Source organism: Vibrio profundum, assembly GCF_050337555.1.
GTDB classification, from domain to species: domain Bacteria; phylum Pseudomonadota; class Gammaproteobacteria; order Enterobacterales; family Vibrionaceae; genus Vibrio; species Vibrio profundum.
This window is the reverse complement of sequence record NZ_JAKJTA010000007.1, coordinates 108599-127905: the sequence shown is the minus strand read 5'-3', so window position 1 is coordinate 127905 and position 19307 is coordinate 108599. Positions and strand designations below refer to the sequence as shown.

The 19307-nt window shown below is 46.5% G+C and carries 16 protein-coding genes; 9 read left to right on the top strand and 7 right to left on the bottom strand.

Features of this window, described 5'->3' with window-relative positions:
* The first annotated feature begins 6 nt into the window (after positions 1-6).
* The 4 genes from L4C34_RS08135 to L4C34_RS08120 all read left to right on the top strand — a co-directional run bounded on the left by L4C34_RS08135 (position 7) and on the right by L4C34_RS08120 (position 4416).
* Positions 7-630, top strand: coding sequence for a YfgM family protein (locus L4C34_RS08135; protein ID WP_428788840.1), 624 nt, complete (start codon positions 7-9; stop codon positions 628-630).
* A 3-nt stretch (positions 631-633) separates the two neighbouring features.
* Positions 634-1788: an outer membrane protein assembly factor BamB gene (gene bamB, locus L4C34_RS08130; RefSeq protein WP_428788839.1), complete on the top strand. Its 1155-nt coding sequence runs from the start codon at positions 634-636 to the stop codon at positions 1786-1788.
* Positions 1789-1940: 152 nt separating this feature from the next.
* Positions 1941-3428 carry a ribosome biogenesis GTPase Der gene (der, locus tag L4C34_RS08125; RefSeq protein WP_428788838.1) on the top strand — a complete coding sequence of 496 codons (1488 nt, stop codon included), beginning with the start codon at positions 1941-1943 and terminating at the stop codon, positions 3426-3428.
* Positions 3429-3516: 88 nt separating this feature from the next.
* A complete protein-coding gene (locus L4C34_RS08120; protein ID WP_428788837.1) occupies positions 3517-4416 on the top strand; it encodes an alanyl-tRNA editing protein in 900 nt (299 codons plus the stop codon).
* Between the two features lie 271 nt (positions 4417-4687).
* Here the strand turns inward: L4C34_RS08120 and xseA are convergent, their stop codons facing one another.
* Complete coding sequence (gene xseA, locus L4C34_RS08115; RefSeq protein WP_428788836.1) at positions 4688-6019, bottom strand: exodeoxyribonuclease VII large subunit; 1332 nt, start codon at positions 6017-6019, stop codon at positions 4688-4690.
* Between the two features lie 209 nt (positions 6020-6228).
* Between xseA and guaB the strand changes: the two genes are divergently transcribed.
* Both guaB and guaA read left to right on the top strand, forming a co-directional pair.
* Positions 6229-7695: an IMP dehydrogenase gene (gene guaB, locus L4C34_RS08110; protein WP_428788835.1), complete on the top strand. Its 1467-nt coding sequence runs from the start codon at positions 6229-6231 to the stop codon at positions 7693-7695.
* 112 nt (positions 7696-7807) lie between these two features.
* Entirely contained in the window at positions 7808-9385 is a 1578-nt protein-coding gene (guaA, locus tag L4C34_RS08105) for a glutamine-hydrolyzing GMP synthase (RefSeq protein ID WP_428788834.1), read from the top strand.
* A 22-nt stretch (positions 9386-9407) separates the two neighbouring features.
* Here the strand turns inward: guaA and L4C34_RS08100 are convergent, their stop codons facing one another.
* Positions 9408-9572, bottom strand: coding sequence for a hypothetical protein (locus L4C34_RS08100; RefSeq protein WP_428788833.1), 165 nt, complete (start codon positions 9570-9572; stop codon positions 9408-9410).
* Between the two features lie 27 nt (positions 9573-9599).
* Here L4C34_RS08100 and L4C34_RS08095 point away from each other — a divergent pair, with 27 nt between their 5' ends.
* Positions 9600-10190, top strand: coding sequence for an acetate uptake transporter (locus tag L4C34_RS08095; protein ID WP_428788832.1), 591 nt, complete (start codon positions 9600-9602; stop codon positions 10188-10190).
* Between the two features lie 147 nt (positions 10191-10337).
* Here L4C34_RS08095 and L4C34_RS08090 read toward each other — a convergent pair whose 3' ends face one another.
* Positions 10338-11888 (bottom strand): alanine/glycine:cation symporter family protein, encoded by a 1551-nt coding sequence (locus tag L4C34_RS08090; protein ID WP_428788831.1) that lies wholly within the window; start codon positions 11886-11888, stop codon positions 10338-10340.
* Positions 11889-12291: 403 nt separating this feature from the next.
* Between L4C34_RS08090 and L4C34_RS08085 the strand changes: the two genes are divergently transcribed.
* The gene (locus tag L4C34_RS08085) at positions 12292-13266 is read left to right on the top strand and encodes an ion channel (protein WP_428788830.1); all 975 of its coding nucleotides are present in this window, start codon (positions 12292-12294) and stop codon (positions 13264-13266) included.
* 32 nt (positions 13267-13298) lie between these two features.
* Here the strand turns inward: L4C34_RS08085 and L4C34_RS08080 are convergent, their stop codons facing one another.
* On the bottom strand, positions 13299-14261 hold the full coding sequence (locus L4C34_RS08080; RefSeq protein WP_428788829.1) for a D-2-hydroxyacid dehydrogenase: 963 nt from the start codon (positions 14259-14261) through the stop codon (positions 13299-13301).
* Between the two features lie 257 nt (positions 14262-14518).
* Between L4C34_RS08080 and L4C34_RS08075 the strand changes: the two genes are divergently transcribed.
* Positions 14519-15256, top strand: a complete 738-nt coding sequence (locus tag L4C34_RS08075) for a pirin family protein (RefSeq protein WP_428788828.1) — start codon at positions 14519-14521, stop codon at positions 15254-15256.
* Between the two features lie 72 nt (positions 15257-15328).
* On the opposite strand, the gene L4C34_RS08070 is transcribed toward L4C34_RS08075, so the two are convergent.
* The 3 genes from L4C34_RS08070 to citS all read right to left on the bottom strand — a co-directional run bounded on the left by L4C34_RS08070 (position 15329) and on the right by citS (position 19288).
* Positions 15329-16015, bottom strand: a complete 687-nt coding sequence (locus tag L4C34_RS08070) for a response regulator (RefSeq protein ID WP_428788963.1) — start codon at positions 16013-16015, stop codon at positions 15329-15331.
* Positions 15999-17624, bottom strand: coding sequence for an ATP-binding protein (locus L4C34_RS08065; protein ID WP_428788962.1), 1626 nt, complete (start codon positions 17622-17624; stop codon positions 15999-16001). Before L4C34_RS08065 ends, L4C34_RS08070 begins: the two co-directional genes overlap by 17 nt.
* Positions 17625-17941: 317 nt before the next feature.
* Positions 17942-19288, bottom strand: a complete 1347-nt coding sequence (gene citS / locus L4C34_RS08060) for a citrate/sodium symporter CitS (RefSeq protein WP_428788961.1) — start codon at positions 19286-19288, stop codon at positions 17942-17944.
* Between the last annotated feature and the right edge of the window lie 19 nt (positions 19289-19307).

Here is a 19307-nt window from a genome sequence, read left to right as displayed (position 1 = left end):
CAGGAAGTGGAACTCTATAATAGCGAAGATGAACAAGTAGAAGCGATCAAAGCATGGTTACGCCAATATGGTGTCGCTATTGTGGTTGGTGCTGTGATTGCAATCGGTGGCCTTGTAGGCTGGCACTACTACCAAAAGTCTGAAAGTGCATCGAAAGAATCGGTTTCCGCTCGCTACACTGAGGTGATGACCTCGCTTAGCTCCAAGAACTCTAAAGCTGAGAGCCAAGTTGAAACTTTCATCAAAAACAACGCTTCTAGCGAATATTCAGTGCTTGCGGCACTGCAATTGGCAAAAGTACAAGCTGAAGCTGGTGATTTAGAGAAAGCACTAGGTCAATTGGAAATTGCACAAAAAGCAACGAAAGATGAAGCGCTGAAAGCGATTTCTACTTACCGCATAGCTAAAATTCAAGAAGAGCAAGGCCATTTCGGTGTCGCTCTGACTAGCCTTTCGGGGCTGAAAAGTGCCGCTTGGGCTGGTCGTGTATCTGAATTGAAAGGTGATATTTTCTTACGTCAAGGCAAACTCGATCTTGCATACAAGTCTTATGTTGAAGCTCAGCAATCTGGTGATACTAGTCAAGCGCTGAAGATGAAACTGGATGATTTAGCCAAGCAAGGGCGCTAGTCGATGAGAACATTGAATAAAGCCTTGATGCTGGCGATTGCGATTGCTGGCCTTTCTGGTTGTGCCAGTGATGATGCTATCGTTATGTCGCCTGTGCCTAAGGTGGAGAACCAATTTACCCCAGAAAAAGATTGGAGCACCTCTGTCGGCTCAGGGGTTGGGCAGTTTTATTCGAAACTGACACCGACCTACGCATACAACAAATTGTTTGTTGCCAGCCGAGAGGGGGAAGTGAAAGCGCTTGATCCAAGCAATGGTGATACGGTTTGGAGCACAGACTTAGAGAAAGATTCGACGGCTCGTCTCGCAGGAGGTATCAGTGCCGCCTACGGTAAAGTTTACATCGGCAGTGAAAATGGCTTTGTGACGGCGCTGAACGCTGAAACGGGTAAAGTCGAGTGGCGTGCTGACGTGGATGGCGAAGTTTTGACTCCCGTGGCAACAGACAGTAACTTGGTCTTTGTCCATACCAGTAGAGGTATGTTGATAGCGCTTAATCAAACGACAGGGAAAGAGAAATGGTCGGTGAGCACTGACGTTCCAACTCTGACGATGCGTGGCGATAGCGCACCAGTGGCGGAATCTGGCGCAGTATTTTGGGGTACAGCCAATGGACGACTTGCCGCAGCATTGATTGCACAAGGTCAGCTTGCTTGGCAAATCCCTATCGGTAGCCCACAAGGAGCCACTGAAATTGATCGTTTAGTTGACGTGGATGCATCGCCATTGATCTTGGGTAACATGCTCTACACCGTTGGGATACACGGTAACTTGACGGCGATAGATTTAAGCTCTGGAAAAGCGGCATGGAAGAGAAAATATTCTTCAGCCAACGATCTTGCTACAGACGGTAGCCGTATTTTCTTAGTGACGGATCAAGATCACGTTGTGGCAGTTGATGCTCGAAGTGGTACTCGCTTGTGGAGCAACGATCAGCTTCAGCATCGATTGGTGACAGCGCCTGTTGTGATAGGTAATTACCTTGTCGTGGGTGACGGTGAAGGCTATTTATATTGGTTGGATCGTTCAAGCGGTGATTTTGTCGCAGAGCAAGAAGTGAATAGCAGTGGTATCACAGTTCCGCCTGTTGCTTTGCCTGACGGCTATGTCGTGATTAGTCGCGACGGCGATATTAAGAAATTAACGCTTCCAAATTAATATCGTGATATAATTCACATTCGGCTCCTTGCTGGTGACAGTTAGGAGCCGTTTTATTGAGTGCAATGTAATAATGTGGTTATAGGTAACAAAGGCGTTTGAAGCTTGCTGTTACCTATAGCCACATCGAAATAATATTTTTTGAGGTTTCTATGGTTCCTGTTGTTGCGTTAGTGGGGCGCCCAAATGTGGGTAAGTCTACGCTATTTAACCGCTTAACTCGTACGCGAGATGCATTGGTTGCGGATTTTCCCGGCTTAACGCGTGATCGTAAGTACGGCCGAGCTAAGTTGGGCGAGCACGAATTCATCGTGATTGATACCGGCGGTATCGATGGCACTGAAGAAGGCGTAGAGACTAAAATGGCCGAACAGTCGCTAGCTGCGATTGAAGAAGCCGACGTTGTGCTGTTTATGGTTGATGGCCGAGCTGGCCTGACTGTTTCCGATGAAGCGATTGCTCAGCATTTACGTAAGACTGAGAAAACCGCCATGTTAGTGGTTAACAAGGTTGATGGTATTGATGCTGATGCTGCTAGCTCTGAGTTTTGGCAACTTGGCATGGAGAACATGTATCAAATTGCCGCATCTCATGGCCGTGGCGTGAGTGCGTTAATCGACCTCGCATTAAACCCATTAGCAGAAGAGCTACTAGAGCAAAGTAAGGGTGAGGTTGCTGATCTAACTGAGTTTGAAGATACTGAGGAAGAAAAGCTCGATTACACTGAAGAAGAAGCCGAACAAGAATTTACTCGCCTGCAAGATCAGCCGATTAAACTGGCGATCATTGGCCGACCAAACGTTGGTAAATCAACGCTGACTAACCGTATTCTCGGTGAAGAGCGTGTGGTGGTTTATGATATGCCGGGCACGACACGTGACTCTATCTACATCCCGATGCAGCGTGATGAGCGTGAATATGTCTTGATTGATACAGCAGGTGTTCGCCGTAGAAAGCGTATCAATGAAACCGTTGAAAAATTCTCTGTAGTTAAGACGCTAAAAGCGATTGAAGATGCCAACGTAGTACTTTTGGTCATCGATGCTCGTGAAAATATTTCCGATCAAGATCTTAGCTTACTTGGTTTTGCTCTCAATGCTGGCCGCTCGATCGTGATTGCGGTTAACAAATGGGATGGCTTGGATACTGACGTGAAAGCGCACGTTAAAAAAGAGCTGGATCGCCGTTTAGGTTTCGTTGATTTTGCTCGTATTCACTTTATTTCTGCATTGCACGGCACTGGCGTTGGTCACTTGTTCGAGTCGGTACAGGAAGCGTATAAGTCTGCGACTACACGTGTTGGTACTTCAGTACTGACTCGTATTATGAAGATGGCAACAGACGACCACCAACCACCTATGGTACGTAGCCGTCGTGTGAAACTGAAATACGCACACGCTGGTGGATATAACCCGCCAATCGTGGTGATTCATGGTAACTTGGTCAATGAACTGCCTGACTCTTACAAGCGTTACTTGATGAACTATTATCGTAAATCGCTGGAAATTATGGGTACACCTATTCGAATTCAATTCCAAAGCAGCGATAACCCATTTGAAGGGAAAACGAATAAGATGACCCTTTCAGAAGAGCGTAAACGTAAACGCTTGATGGGCATGATGAAACATCGTCGCAAGTAGTACATAATAAGTAGTAAATAATCGTATTTTGATACCCAAACAGTTATGTTTGGGTATTTTTTTGTCTTGAATATAGAGAGCCAGAGTCATGCAAATCAGCCCAACGGTTGTCACCTTCTGTGATCAAATTTACACACTGGAGACTAAAGTACAGCTAACCGTAAATGGAAAGGACGCGTTTTACTTAGTAACAGAAGAGACTCCGTTTCATCCCGTTAGCCATATCTGGCCAGATCATCCTGCCGATAAAGGTGTGATTATTTTAGCGGATGGCACTCAGATTGAAGTACAAGATTGTGTGATGGGTGCGATTGATCTCAGCAGCACTACTTTACATATTGGTGAGCAGATCCCCGTTAAGCGTGATACGCAAGGGTGGGTATTTGTTGTCGTGCATTGCATAGCTAAAGGTGCAGAGAAGACTAAGAGCCTAGAGACTATTTCTGATGTCAGTATGATTACCTTACAAGTCGATCAAAACTATCAACAAGCGCTGAGCCGAGGACATTCGGCGGGGCACCTCGCGAGTTTTGCTCTGAACAAAGTGCTCAATGATGATTATTGGCGTAAGGACGCAGACAGAAAAGACTCACATGGGTACTATGATTTTAATAGCTACGCTCAGGTGAGCAGTTTTGTCACCCCTGATACGTGTAAAGATACCTACCGCTTAGGTAAAACGTTAAGAAAACGTGGTCTTAATAGTGCGGCGATGATTGAGAATTTGACAACGATTGAACGGGCGGTGAACGATGAATTATTGAGTTGGCTATCGCTGGGATCACCTGTCACGATGCAATGTGCAGGATCAGCGCTGACCGACTCTCGTTATTGGCGCTGCGATCTTGGTGAATCGAAAATCGCCGAAATGCCTTGCGGTGGAACGCATGTAAGATCGTTGACTGAGTTCCATCAGATTACGGCACATATCAACCAGCTAGATGAACAGCATATTGAAATGCACACTTTGTCTCAATCTTCGGTCTGATTTGGTTTAACTTTTATTATTATCTGTCAATCATATATATAGACCATTATTGCAATATTTAGTCCTTTTAAAAATCCATATACAGGATATGTAACTTATGCTTTCGGGATGTGGTTATATAAATGTTCTTTTTAGGCCTGATCGCTGATCAAACCAAATAAGCTAAAAGATCCGACAAGATCCCCATAAGGAGCGATAGGTTGTTTGGGGAGATTAATGTGGGGATTTAGTGACAAAAAAAGCGCTCGCAGCAGGCGAGCGCTTAGTCAGGTTACTTGACGATCGAGTGAACTTGGCCGTCACTCAATTGGCTGATCAGGGTGTCGCCAGACTGGATCTGTTTCGAGCTGGTAATCACTTTACCCGTTTGAGTTTGCGTGATTGAGTAGCCGCGCTTGAGCGTTGCCAAGGGACTGACGGCTTCTAGCGTCTCGGCGGCAAGTGCGAGCTGATGGCCTTGTTTAAGGAGGCGCTTGTCCATGCTATCTGTCAGCTGCTGATAATACTTATCGAGCTGAGCTTTTTGGTTCGCTAGGGAGGTTGCAGGGGAGTGCAATTGCAGTTGGTAAGATTGCTTTTGCAATCGCTGCTGGGTATTAGACAAATAGCTGTGTATGGCGCGTTGCAAGCGCATGTCGAGTTCATCGAGTTGCTGGGACTGCAATCTCAATTGGGTGTTTGGGTGCAGTTTATCTAACCGATGATGAAGCTCTAGCAACTTCTGCTTTTGCAGAATTAAATGCTGGCGGTGGCTATCCTTCAATCGCTGAATGCGAGCGGTTAGCGTCTGTTGTTGATGACCAGAATCTTGGCTGACTAATTCAGCGGCTGCGGATGGCGTCGGCGCGCGAACGTCCGCGACAAAGTCGGCTATGGTGACATCGACTTCATGCCCTACCGCACTCACTATGGGAATTTGGCTAGCGGCAATTGTTCGCGCTACTATTTCATTATTGAAACACCATAGATCTTCCAGTGAGCCACCACCTCGGCCGACGATCAACACATCACACTCTTGTCGCGCGTTGGCGTGGCCAATTGCTTGCGCAATTTGGATTGCTGCACTGTCACCTTGCACCATGCTTGGGTAAATGATCACGTTTAGGTTAGGGGAGCGACGTCGTAACACATCGAGAATGTCGTGCAGCGCTGCACCGGTTTTTGATGTGATCACACCAACAGTACGTGGGTGCTCGGGCAGTGGAGATTTGTTGGCTTGCGAAAATAACCCTTCACCGGCTAACCGCATTTTGAGTTCGTCAAACTGCTGCTGCAGTAAGCCATCTCCTTCCGGCTGCATGCTGTCAATAATCAGTTGGTAATCGCCTCTAGGCTCGTAGAGAGAAAGGCGCGCTTTGACTAATACCTGATTACCATTCTGAGGTTTAAATCGCACATGACGATTATTACCGCGGAACATGGCGCATTTTACTTGGGCGCGAGAGTCTTTCAGCGTCAAGTACCAATGGCCAGAAACAGGAGCGGAGAAGTTGGATATTTCGCCCAATAGCCAGACGATGCCCATCTCATTTTCGAGCAATAAGCGGACTTCAGAGTTTAAGCGAGACACAGTATAGATATTTTGATTGGATTGGGATATCACAGCGAATCTCACGCAGACGTGGGTATGCAAGATAGCGGCAATATAATACATATCAAGGCTAAAAATGCAAATAAATTTCAAAAAAAATCTAGTCAAACGTTTGCGCTGGGCGTATAATCCCTCCGCAATATCTGATCCAAATCACTTTGTAGCGCCGTTATAAAGTTTGGGTTTGTTCATTCTACTATCCTAATTGTGAGATATTGCAAATGCTAAGAATTGCCAAAGAAGCGCTGACGTTCGACGACGTTCTCCTCGTACCAGCACACTCCACCGTTCTCCCAAATACAGCTGAACTGCGTACTCGGCTTACTAAAAACATCACGTTAAATATTCCGATGTTATCAGCGTCTATGGATACGGTAACTGAGGCTCGCCTCGCTATCGCACTAGCCCAGGAAGGCGGTATTGGGTTTATTCATAAGAACATGTCTATCGAGCAGCAAGCCGAGCAAGTTCGTCTTGTTAAAATCTTCGAAGCAGGTGTGGTTACTCATCCAGTAACGGTTCGCCCTGATGCAACGATTTCTGACGTGAGAGCTCTAACGGATCAGCACGGTTTTGCAGGCTTCCCTGTTGTAACTGAAAGCAAAGAATTGGTTGGTATCATTACGGGACGCGATGTACGTTTTGTTACTGATCTATCCAAAACGGTTGAATCAGTGATGACACCGAAAGATCGACTTGCGACAGTGAAAGAAGGCGCTTCTCCTGAAGACGTGCAAGAAGAAATGCACAAATCTCGCGTTGAAAAAGTATTGGTAGTGAACAATGAGTTTAAACTAACCGGTATGATCACTGCAAAAGACTTCCATAAAGCCGAGCGTAAGCCAAATGCATGTAAAGATGACCAAGGTCGTCTACGCGTAGGCGCAGCGGTAGGTGCAGGTGAAGGGAATGAAGAACGCGTAGCCGCATTAGTTGAAGCGGGTGTCGACGTCTTGCTGATTGATTCTTCACACGGCCATTCTGAAGGCGTACTAAAGCGTATCCGCGAAACTCGCGCAGCACATCCAAACCTAGAAATTGTTGGTGGTAACGTTGCAACAGCAGCTGGCGCGAAAGCACTGATTGAAGCGGGCGTAAGCGCAGTGAAAGTAGGCATCGGCCCAGGTTCTATCTGTACGACACGTATCGTAACTGGCGTTGGTGTTCCTCAAATTACAGCAATCTCAGACGCAGCAGAAGTTGCGAATGAATACGGCGTTCCTGTTATTGCAGATGGCGGTATCCGTTTCTCTGGCGATATTTGTAAAGCAATCGTAGCGGGCGCATCTTGTGTTATGGTCGGTTCTATGTTCGCCGGAACGGAAGAAGCACCGGGCGAAGTTATCCTATATCAAGGTCGTTCTTATAAAGCGTATCGTGGCATGGGTTCATTAGGCGCGATGTCTCAAGGTTCATCTGACCGTTACTTCCAGTCAGATAACGCCGCAGACAAGCTTGTTCCTGAAGGTATCGAAGGCCGTATCGCTTATAAAGGTCGCCTAAAAGAGATCGTGCACCAGCAAATGGGCGGTCTACGCTCAAGCATGGGCCTAACAGGTTCCGCAACAATTGAAGACATGCGAACTAAAGCAGAGTTTGTTCGTATCTCTGGCGCTGGCATGAAAGAGTCACACGTTCACGACGTGCAAATTACTAAAGAAGCACCTAACTACCGTTTAGGTCAGTAATTGTAATTCTCTTACGCCCATATAAGTGATCATCTGATGATCACTTATTATTTAAATGGGAGGTGACGAGCTTGCCTCCCGTTGTGATAACGTTATTTATAAGATTGCCCCAATGACTAAAAATATTCATGACCAACGTATTCTAATTCTTGATTTCGGTTCTCAATACACTCAACTTGTTGCTCGTCGCGTCCGTGAAATCGGCGTGTACTGTGAGCTATGGAGCTGGGATGTAGAAGAAGCGGACATTCGCGAATTTAACCCTGACGGCATCATCCTTTCTGGTGGCCCAGAAAGCGTGACGGAAAACAACTCGCCACGCGCACCTCAATATGTCTTTGACTCTGGTGTACCCGTACTAGGTGTTTGTTACGGCATGCAAACAATGGCTGAACAGCTGGGCGGCAAAGTATCAGGCTCAGATGAGCGTGAATTTGGTTATGCGCAAGTTCAAGTGTCTGGTGAATCTCAACTGTTTGAAGGCATTCAAGACGCCCTCGACGAAAATGGCAATTCATTGCTTGATGTTTGGATGAGTCACGGCGACAAAGTCGTTGAAATTCCATCAGATTTCAAACGCATTGGCCAAACGGATACCTGCCCATACGCGGCAATGTCTAACGAAGACAAAAAATATTACGGCGTACAGTTCCACCCAGAAGTTACGCACACCAAACAAGGTCTGAAGTTGCTTGAAAACTTCGTATTGGGTGCTTGTGGCTGTGAGCGTCTATGGACTTCTGAATCAATCATTGAAGACGCGATTGCTCGCATTAAAGAGCAAGTGGGTGACGATGAAGTGATTCTTGGCCTATCTGGCGGTGTGGATTCATCTGTTGTGGCTATGCTGGTCCATCGCGCAATTGGCGATAAATTGACCTGTGTGTTCGTTGATAATGGTCTATTGCGTTTGAACGAAGCCGATCAAGTTATGGACATGTTTGGTGATAAATTTGGCCTGAAAATTGTTCACGTTAAAGCGGAAGATCGCTTCTTGAAAGCGCTAGAGGGTCAATCTGATCCTGAAGTGAAACGTAAGACAATTGGCCATGTGTTCATTGACGTGTTTGATGAAGAATCGAAGAAGCTGGAAAATGCTAAGTGGTTGGCGCAAGGTACGATTTACCCAGACGTGATCGAATCAGCGGCGTCGAAAACGGGTAAAGCACACGTGATCAAATCGCACCACAACGTGGGCGGCCTTCCTGATGACATGGAAATGGGTCTAGTTGAACCACTACGTGAATTGTTTAAAGATGAAGTTCGCAAGATTGGTCTAGAGCTTGGCCTACCATACAACATGCTTTACCGTCACCCATTCCCGGGTCCAGGTTTAGGTGTTCGTGTACTAGGTGAAATCAAGAAAGAATATTGTGACTTACTTCGTCGCGCAGATGCTATCTTCATCGAAGAGTTGCATGCTGCTGACTTGTACAACAAAGTATCACAAGCATTTACAGTATTCTTGCCAGTTCGCTCTGTTGGTGTGATGGGCGATGGCCGTAAATACGATTGGGTTGTTTCACTACGTGCTGTAGAAACGATCGATTTCATGACGGCGCATTGGGCTCACTTGCCATACGACTTCTTAGGTAAGGTGTCTAACCGAATCATCAACGAGGTAGACGGAATTTCTCGCGTTGTTTACGATATTTCAGGTAAGCCACCGGCAACGATTGAGTGGGAATAACTCTCTAGATCGCTGATCCATATTAATAAATCAAAGCCAGCATTATGCTGGCTTTGTTGTTTTTTACCTTGTCTTGAATCAAGTTTCCTCCCTTTATATCGATAAAGTTACGGATTAAAAATGAAATCTTATTTTCTGCAAACGCAATTTTAGTTTTATCAATAGGTCGATTAAAATCTGCGCTCATTTTTGAAATTCTTTTAAGGTAAGTGCAATGTCGACAAAACTAGCGAACCCAGCCCCTCTTGGTCTTTTGGGATTTGGTATGACAACCGTTTTACTCAACTTGTGTAACGCTGGCTTAATGCCGCTTACATCTATCGTGTTAGCGATGGGTATTTTTTACGGTGGCATCGGGCAGGTTATCGCTGGGATCATGTGTTACAAGCGTGGTGATACGTTTGGTACAACTGCATTTACTTCTTACGGTTTATTTTGGTTGAGCCTAGTGGGTTTGATTGTGATGCCTAACATGGGACTGACGGGCCCAACGGCAGCAGGCATGGGTTGGTTCCTAGCACTATGGGGCATTTTCACAGGCTTCATGTTTATAGGTTCATTGCGCTACCCCGTGGCTAAGCAAGTAGTATTTGCTTCACTGACTATCTTGTTCGCACTATTGTCTATCCACGAATTTACAGGCAACGCACAAATCGGCCTTCTTGCAGGTTACGAAGGTATCTTCTGTGGTCTAAGTGCAATCTACTTCGCAGTCGCTCAAGTACTGAACAATGAATACGGCCGCACAGTGTTACCTGTGGGCGAAAAATGTGCACTAAAATCGGCACAACGCGCAGCGGCTTAACTGCCTAAGCGACCTACTTGGTAGGGCACCAAAATTGAAAAGGTTGGCATTGCCAACCTTTTTTTATATCACTGCTTTTTCGGCGAGATACAGAATGCGACCTAAATATAGAAGGCGACCTAAGCTGGCCGTAATTCTGCTTACCCGTTACTTATACACTTCACCAGTTTCCAAATCGTGAGAGGCTGTGCCTTCACTTCCGGATTGCTTCATCTGTTGTTTGTATTTATTTTCCCAATAGTCAGCGCCTTTGATACCGAGTGCAATTGGGTTAAAGGTGTAGTTTTTCACCCCTTGTTTTTGTTGCGCCTCGTAATCTTTGAGGGTCTTGAGGGTTGGCTTAGCAAGGAAGCAAATAATTAAGATACCGACAATATTGAGCCAAGCCATAACGCCGACCCCGATATCACCCAGTGCCCACGCAAGGCTGGCGGTTTTGATTGTGCCGTAGAAGGTTGCCGCGACCAAAACAAACTTAAGCACCGACATTAATCCTTTCACCTTCACTGTACGTCGGATGTAGGCGACGTTTGTTTCTGCGATGTAGTAGTAGGCGAGAATTGTAGTAAAGGCGAAGAAGAACAGGGCGCAAGCAATGAAAGGCTTACCAATCCCAGGCATTGTGCTGTCGACAGCCATTTGAGTAAAGACTGGGCCATTAGCACTGATATTGGCGGGAATATTTTGAATCAAGTAACTGCCTTCTGCTGCGCCATGCACATTAAATGTTCCTGTGATCAAAATCATAAATGCAGTCGCTGAACATACGAGCAACGTATCAATGTACACTGAGAAGGCTTGAACAAGGCCTTGCTGAGCTGGGTGGTCTACATTGGCAGCCGCTGCAGCGTGAGGCCCAGTACCTTGACCAGCTTCGTTGGAGTAAACGCCACGTTTGACCCCCCAGCCAATGGCCGCCCCGACCCCCGCCATTGGGCTGAATGCGTCACCTAGGATCATTGAGAAGACGTGTGGGACTTGGTGAATATTTAGGATAATGATAATCACGGCCGTCACAATATAAGCAAGCGCCATGAACGGCACCACGATTTGGGTAAAGTTTGCGATCCGCTTTACGCCGCCAAAAATGATGAACGCAAGCAGAATAGAAATCACGGTGCCCGTTAGAATCTTCGCTAGACTGATGGTGCCTAGTGATGTTGCGATGAGTGGACCCGAACCAAATGCGGCCTCTACGGCATTACCAATGCTGTTTGATTGCACACCAGGCAGTAAAATACCGGTCGCAATAATGGTTGCGATAGCAAAAATCCACGCATACCATTTTTGCCCCATTGCTTTCTCAATGTAGTAAGCAGGACCGCCGCGATATTCATCCCCGTCTTCTTCTTTGTATAACTGACCAAGTGTGGATTCGGCATATGCGGTAGAAGCGCCTAAAAAAGCCACCGTCCACATCCAGAAGACCGCCCCTGGGCCGCCAAAGCCGATGGCAGCGGCTACGCCTGCAATATTACCTGTTCCTACACGGCCAGATAGCGAGACAGCCAGTGCTTGGAATGATGAGATACCTTTTGTTGAAGATTTACCAGAAAAGAGTAAACGCCACATTTCAAAAAATTGTCGTACTTGTACGAAACGGGTGCGAAATGAATAGAAAAGTCCGGCCCCTAAACACAAATAGATAAGTGCAGGGCTCCAAATAATTCCGTTTAGAAAGTCAACCACTGACTGCATAGATGTATTCCTATATCGAATGATGAGTTGTACGTCTTATTAGATGGACTTTCACATTACACATTTGATGACTAGATGTTAAATGTATGTGTAATTCAGTTTGTGTTGCGCAGTATTATTATGATTCAACTCGCATTTCACTTGGCAATCTAGGCGCTGTTTGCGAATTACCTTGACTGAGATAAGAGTTCTGAGAATTGGCCGGTATTTGGCGGTTAACAGGTTGTTGAACTTAAACGATAGTCATTCATCTGGGGTTAGAGTTGCTCTCATGGGATATTCCTCTGGAGTTGCCTCGTTTGGTTATAATAAGGACCAAGAAGTTATCGCTCAGAAAGACGTTTTCGATCTGACACTTTATATGCTGCCACCTACACTTAAGAGTGATTTTGGGGGCGTGTGTATGAAGTCAGAAGGACGTTGCGGCTATACAAATCCCGACGGTTGGAGTTGTGAAGAGCCTTGTGGAGAATCAGGGTTGTGTTATTGGCATGATCCTAAAGCAGATAAAAGTGATGAGAAATTAAAACATAAGATGGAAGCTTGGGCTGCGTCAGGCAGGCCACTCGATGGCTTCCAATTAGCCAAAGCGGATTTGACCGACTTGAACTTAGTCAATCGGGGGGGGAAAGCAGGCTACAAATGCCGCGATGCGGATTTTTACCGGGCTGACTTGACGGAGGCACACTTTTTTGGCTTGGATCTTCGCGGTTCGTCTTTGATGAAAGCCAAACTCAATTGCGCTAACTTGCACTGTGCGCGGTTAAATGACTGCAATTTACTCGGCGCAGATTTATCGCGAGCAAGATTGGAAAATATAGATTGGGGACCTGAATTAAAACAAGAAAGCGAAGCTAAAAAAGCACACTCGCAAGGACGAAGAGCTGAAAGTATTTCCTTGTATCAAGAGGCGGAAGAAGTATGTCGTAACGTACGTAAGCAATGCGAAACTCAAGGGTTATTTGAAACCGCAGGGATATTCTTTAAAAAGGAAATGCGCTTTCGCCGCTATCAAATGCCGAGGTTCAGTTTCGCTCGGACTATTTCTAAGCTCGTCGATGCATTCTGTGGTTATGGTGAATCACCAGCGCGCGTGGTGGCTTTCTCGTTGGGCTTGATCACTGCGTGTGCGATAGCGTACTTTTTCCTAGATACGACCTCTGAGCACCCGCTATATGAAGGGGAAAAAGGCTGGAGATTCTATTTGTTTGAGTTTCTTAATGCCTTGTATTTTAGTGTGGTGACCTTTACAACGCTCGGCTATGGCGATATTTCGCCGGTGGGAGCCGCGAGGTTTATCGCGGCATTTGAAGCCTTTCTAGGTAGTTTTACTATGGCGTTGTTCGTGGTGGTTTTTGTAAAAAAAATGACCCGTTGACGAGCTGATTTCCACGAGAACGTCTTGTTTAATCACACTATATTTTGCGGTTGGCCAGCAAGAAAAGAGGCCACGTTTTTTGCGACGATATCCATAATTCGTTGGCGGGCATCTAAGGTCGCCCATGCGATATGTGGCGTAATCACACAGCGTTTCGCGGTCAGCAAAGGGTTACTTTGCAATGGCGGCTCTTGCCATAAAGTATCTAAGGCGGCCCCAAAAATTTGATTCTGATTCAGTGCGTCGGCTAAGGCTTGTTCATCAATTAACTGGCCGCGAGCAGTGTTGATCAATAACGCGCTTGGTTTCATTTGTTTCAGTCGTTCAGCGTTGATCATATTTTCTGTTTCAGGCTGTGCGGGGCAGTGTAAAGAAACTATATCAGAATCGCGAAATATCGTATCAATATCAACGTGCTGATGCGGGTAACTAGGATACGTCTTCGGCGTTCTGTCGTGAGCAAGTACCTTCATATTAAAGGCTTGGGCGATAGCGCCGACGCGTTGCCCGATGTTACCAAACCCGACAAGGCCAATGGTTTTTCCGGCGAGTTCCATTTGTGGTGACAGCCAGTAACTCCAATCTTTATTTTGGCTCCAACCTAAATTTTTTCTCACATCATCGCAGTTTCTTCCGACGTTTCTTGCCAGTTGGAACAGCAGCGCAAAAACCATCTCCGCCACCGTATCGTTGCCATAAGATGGCACGTTCATGACCACAATGCCTTTTTGTTTGGCGTATTTGACATCCACCACATTGTAGCCTGTCGCAAGAACCACAATGCACTCTAGCTGAGGGCAAGCATCAATCACCTGTCGGTCTAGGCAGGTTTTGTTGGTGAGCAGGATATTGGCTGGATGGGCGCGCTCAATCACTTGTTCAATGCCGCTCGTGGAGCGTTCATAGCAGTGAAAGTCGCCCAGCTTTTCAATCGCTCGCCATGGGTTATCACCCGGATTGAGTGTATAGCCGTCGAGGCACACTATGGTTTTCATCGTCTTTCCTTGCTGATATTAAAGTTGCCTCTGCGTGAGTCAGAGGTTGGATATAGGGTTATTTCACTTCACCCCATAAAAGTCAAACCTTACTGAGAAGATTGCCAATGGGGTAGGCTTTTATTGTCATAGTCACTTGTTCAAAAATCTTGATGGAGATGGTTAGCGTGAATGGATTTTTTCAGTGCTGACATATCACTATGCTTGATGAAGGTTCACATTAGTTTTTGTCTTTACTGAAGCATAAGGAGGCGGAGATGATAAGTATTCGGCATAGAAATGAACGCGGCCAAGTGGATTTGGGGTGGCTGAACAGCAAGCACAGTTTTTCGTTTGGTGACTACTACGATCCCGAGCATATGGGGTATTCCGCATTACGAGTGATCAACGACGATCAGGTAGCACCGAGCGCAGGTTTTGCGCGCCATGGTCATCGTAATATGGAGATCATCAGCTATGTATTAGAAGGTGAAATGGTTCATCAAGATAGCCAAGATAATCAACAAAATCTCGTGGCAGGTGAGGTTCAATTGATGTCGGCAGGTAGCGGCATTGAACACAGTGAATACAATGCGTCTAGTGATTCTAATCTGAAGTTTTTGCAAATTTGGATTGAACCCAATGTGCTAGACCAAGCGCCGAGTTACCAACAGCGCCCGTTTCCAAATGATACTGGTTGGACGACGTTGGTGACACCGGATGGGCGCAATGACAGTTTGCAAATTAAGCAAGACATGACTTTGCGACAGTTGATGTTATTACCAAAGCAAAGCATGCAACTTGACCTTATAGAAGGGCGAAGAGTGTATCTTCAGCAGGTGAAAGGGGAGATAAAAATGGAGGCTGTGACACTGAAAGCAGGTGATGGTGCCAAGTTAGAGAACGGTTTAACTAATGCTGTCGATGTAATTAACGCTGTCGATGCAAGTCAGCATATTACCTTAACCAACGATGGCAGTGTTGCTAGCACTACCTTAGTGTTTGATTTGCCTTAGTGGTTGATAATTTGTCTTAGTGATTGATGATATGGCGCACGGTTTTCCGTTTGTCACAAGAAAAAGCCAAGCCTAGGCCTTCAACTTTTGATACATACGCTCAGGGCGACCGACTCGACCATGCTGGATTTCAGCCGATAAAATGCCTTGGGCGGTGAGGTGTTCAAGGTAGCGTCGAGCGGTAGTTTTGCTGATGCCACTCAGCTTGCCAAGTTCTTCGGCAGTCAGTGGAAGCGGGCTGCCATCAAATACCGCTCTTACTTTATCTAGTGTGAGCTCGTCGATACCTTTTGGCAACGCTGGGCTGTGCATAGATTTACTTTGAAAGTTGAACAGCTGATCGACATGGCGCTGATTAACGTTGTCGCTGGCTTTCAGAGAATTAGTGTATTTGAGATAGCGTTCAAGTGAATCGCTGAGCCTGTCATAAGAGATGGGCTTGAGCAGATAATCAAATGCGCCGCAGCGTACGCCTTGGCGTACGTTTTCCATATCGTTGGCCGCGGTGATAAAAATGACATCGGGTGTCGGGAGCACGGCGCTGATTTCTTGCAGCAGCTCGATGCCAGAGCCGTCGGGAAGATAATTGTCGAGCAATATTAACCTAGGCTTTAGCAGCCGAATCATCTGCTTTGCTTGTTCAATGCTATGGGCGATGCCAACTGGATTAAAACGCTGGGTTTGATGCAGGTAATGAGAATGAAATTCGGCAATGTTGGCCTCATCCTCAACAATTAAAACGTCATAAACTTCCATGATCGGGTAATTTCTCGTTTGGTATAAAAATAGAAAAGATGGTGCCGCTGGGCTCGGCATTGTCCAGTAAAATAGTGCCGTCTACGCCGCTGACCAACTGTTGTATCAAGTGCAAACCGATACCATGGTTGGCTTGTGATTTGGTGGTGGCACCTCGCTCAAACATCGAACTCGCCACTCGCTCATCAATACCGATACCATTGTCCGACACTTCTATCACCAGCTCTTTTTTGTTGGCGTCACTGACAAATAAGGTAATGCGGCGGTGACTGTCTGGGTTTTTTAGGGTTGCTTCAAATGCATTGTCGAGCAAATTGCCAATAATGGCTGCCAGTTTGTCGCCCTCTAATGGCGTATTTCGCGATAACTGACAAGCGGGATCAAATTGTAGATTGAGCCCTAACTCCTTTGCACGGCTATATTTTCCCAGTAGTAAGCCAGCCACGACACTTGGTTGAAAAGTTGCCGTCACGGTATCGATTAAAGTTTGCTGCTGCTGCGATTCTTGCCGAATAGCTTTAAGCGCCTGCTCAGGCTGCCCCATTTGAATTAAGCCGCCCACCATTGAAAGTGTGTTGGCGTATTCGTGGCTGAGCACGCGTAGGTTGTCGGTTTGCTGGCGGATATGGCTGAGCTGAGTGGTCAGTATGCTGATTTTATCTCGTAGGCGAAAGCTGGTGACCCAGCCAACTCGCTTGCCATTTTCCATCATTGCTACACGGGTCGCGAGCAGGGTTTCGCCATTGCAACTGATGCATCGAGCGTGGCGATCTGAATCGCTCGCGGTTTGCCTATCATCTAGACCCACGAAGAAATCCGCTGGAGTAATATGCTGGTGAATTAAGCACCCTTTTAGCACAGTTGGTGAGCTGACAATGCCCAGTAAATACGTAGCTTGTTGGTTAATCGACAGTATATGTCCTTGATGGCCGACTGCGACTATGCCTTCATAAATTGCAGACAAGACCGACTCATTGAGGTGGTGACTGGTGGCGATATCTTTGGGTTCCATGCCATACATTTGCTGCTTGATGTGTTTGGCAAAGATCCATGATGCACCGACACAACATATTAATATAAGGCCGAGAATGATGAAAAATGGCAAGGAGTTTAGCCATAAATCGGCACTGACGGTGCTGAGCAAATATCCCACTGACACCACGCCAATAATGTGGTCCGTGGAGGATAGAATTGGAGACTTCCCCCGCACCGACCAACCAATGCTGCCTTTTCGTATCGAGGTGTAGTGTAAGCCTTGCTGCAATGCGCGGCGGTTATCACCTCCAGTCATCGCTAGGCCAATTTTGTGCTTGTTTGGGTGAGCTAATCGAATGCCGTGTATGTCTCCCACCACGATAAAAGCCGCGTCAGTTAAGCGTTGCAGGCGAGTAATCTGCCGCTGAAGCTCATTTGGGCTGTGATGTTCCACCGCCGCTCTTAGCTGCGGGTCGCTGGCAATTTCGCGTGCTTGAATTAATGCTTTGCTACTGATTTGCCGCTTTAAAGTATCAAACTGAAAATAGTGGAAAAAAATGGCGATAAATAGCAGTAACAGGGTCACCATCGTCAGTAAAAGCGCTAATACACGTTGCTGAAAATTCATGCATAACATGGAAGATAGGTGAGGCTTAATAGAAAGCATTAGGGTATAGAAACATGGCGGATTGATCGTGCTTGAGCGGGGGAGGTTATTGATGAGTAACTTAACAGACAATGTTAGAGGAGCGTTAGCAATGCGACTAACTTTGCATGAAAAATGAGAAATCTTTCACTCTGCCAGCAAATAGTCATCCAGTAATGGCTTGGGTAGCGCTAAAAATAGGGAGTATAAATACAATGAAATAGGAAATAGAAAGCAGCGTTAAACGATGAAGGCTGGCTTACGCCAGCCTATAGAATAGAGGGTTCAGGGAGAATAGAGCCCAATAATTAATGCCCAAACATACCAAACACCACGCTCGCAATCACCAGCACAATGCCGCCGCCTAAGCGTGACGAAATCTGCGCGTAAGACATCAAGTTCATCCGGTTGGCTGCTGACAGCACTTCTAAGTCGCCAGAACCGCCGCGGTTCGCCATACATAGTCCAGCCGAGATGGCCGATTCGATAGGATAGAAACCCATTACCCAGCCGCCCAGTGCGGAGCCAAAAATAGCACCAATCACGATCATGGTCGCCACAATCAGGTTGGTGAAAGTCAGCGCATTAATGATTTCGCCTAAGTTGGTGTAGGCAATGCCCACCCCTACCATCAGCACCCAAAGTAGATGGGTGGAAAAGAACGACGCCAAATGTTTACTGCCTTCTTTAATTTCATCCGAGCATAAGCCACAAGCATTGAGCGCTGCCACGATGAGCACCATGTAGGCAAAAGTGTGGATTTTGATATCACCAAAACCCGGTAGAATATGCGTGGAAAGTGCTGACGACAAGGTATAGATACACGCTGCTAGCATTAAGCCAATGGCAATCTCACGTGCGGTGATGGTGGGTGCTGGCTTGTCGCTGTGTGCTGCAAAACTTGATTTGCGCACCAGTTCCCCATTACCGGTCAGTGACGGGTGCTTTTCCCCTAAACTATTTAGTAAAGCTGCAGCGAAGATGGCGACCACATTAGCGATGGTAAGAATAGCAATGGCAACTGAGTAGTATTGCTGTTTCGAACCCCCAGTGACTGAGTGATAAATTTCCGAGAGTGGAATCGCGCCCGCGCCGTTACCGCCGCCCATAATTGGCAGTACGTAGAGCATCAGCACGTGATCAAGAGGGATCCCGAAAATCAGTCCACCGAGCATACCCATCAGCGCCGCGCCCGCGACGGCGGCGAGGATCGAAGGAATGTAGCCCACTAGAGATTTGATTAACAAGCGTCGCTCAACCGACAAAATGGAGCCAGTAAGAAGAACGGCAATAAACAAATCGAGAAAATCTGTTTTTTTCATCACAGCGCTAACCGTGCTGACTTCGTTTTGAGAAAGCCAACCCACATGCACCAGCCACGCCGTGGCCAAAAAGATCATCACCGGAGCTCCGCCGATGTATTTGTTGAATATGGGTAGTCGCTTACCAATTTCACCAAATAGCGCGCCCACCACAAACATAAAGCTAAACCCACCCACAATATTACTTGGTAAGGTATCGGTAAGGTGCGCGATAAAAATGACCGCGAATAAAGCCGCGTATAGAGGCAGTGGCAGGCCGAATATTTTCACCTGGTTAAGACGAGCTAAGGTATTTGTATTGTTTTTCGGCAGGTCGAGAGTCTTCTCGTTCATCATGCAAGTTCCATGTTGC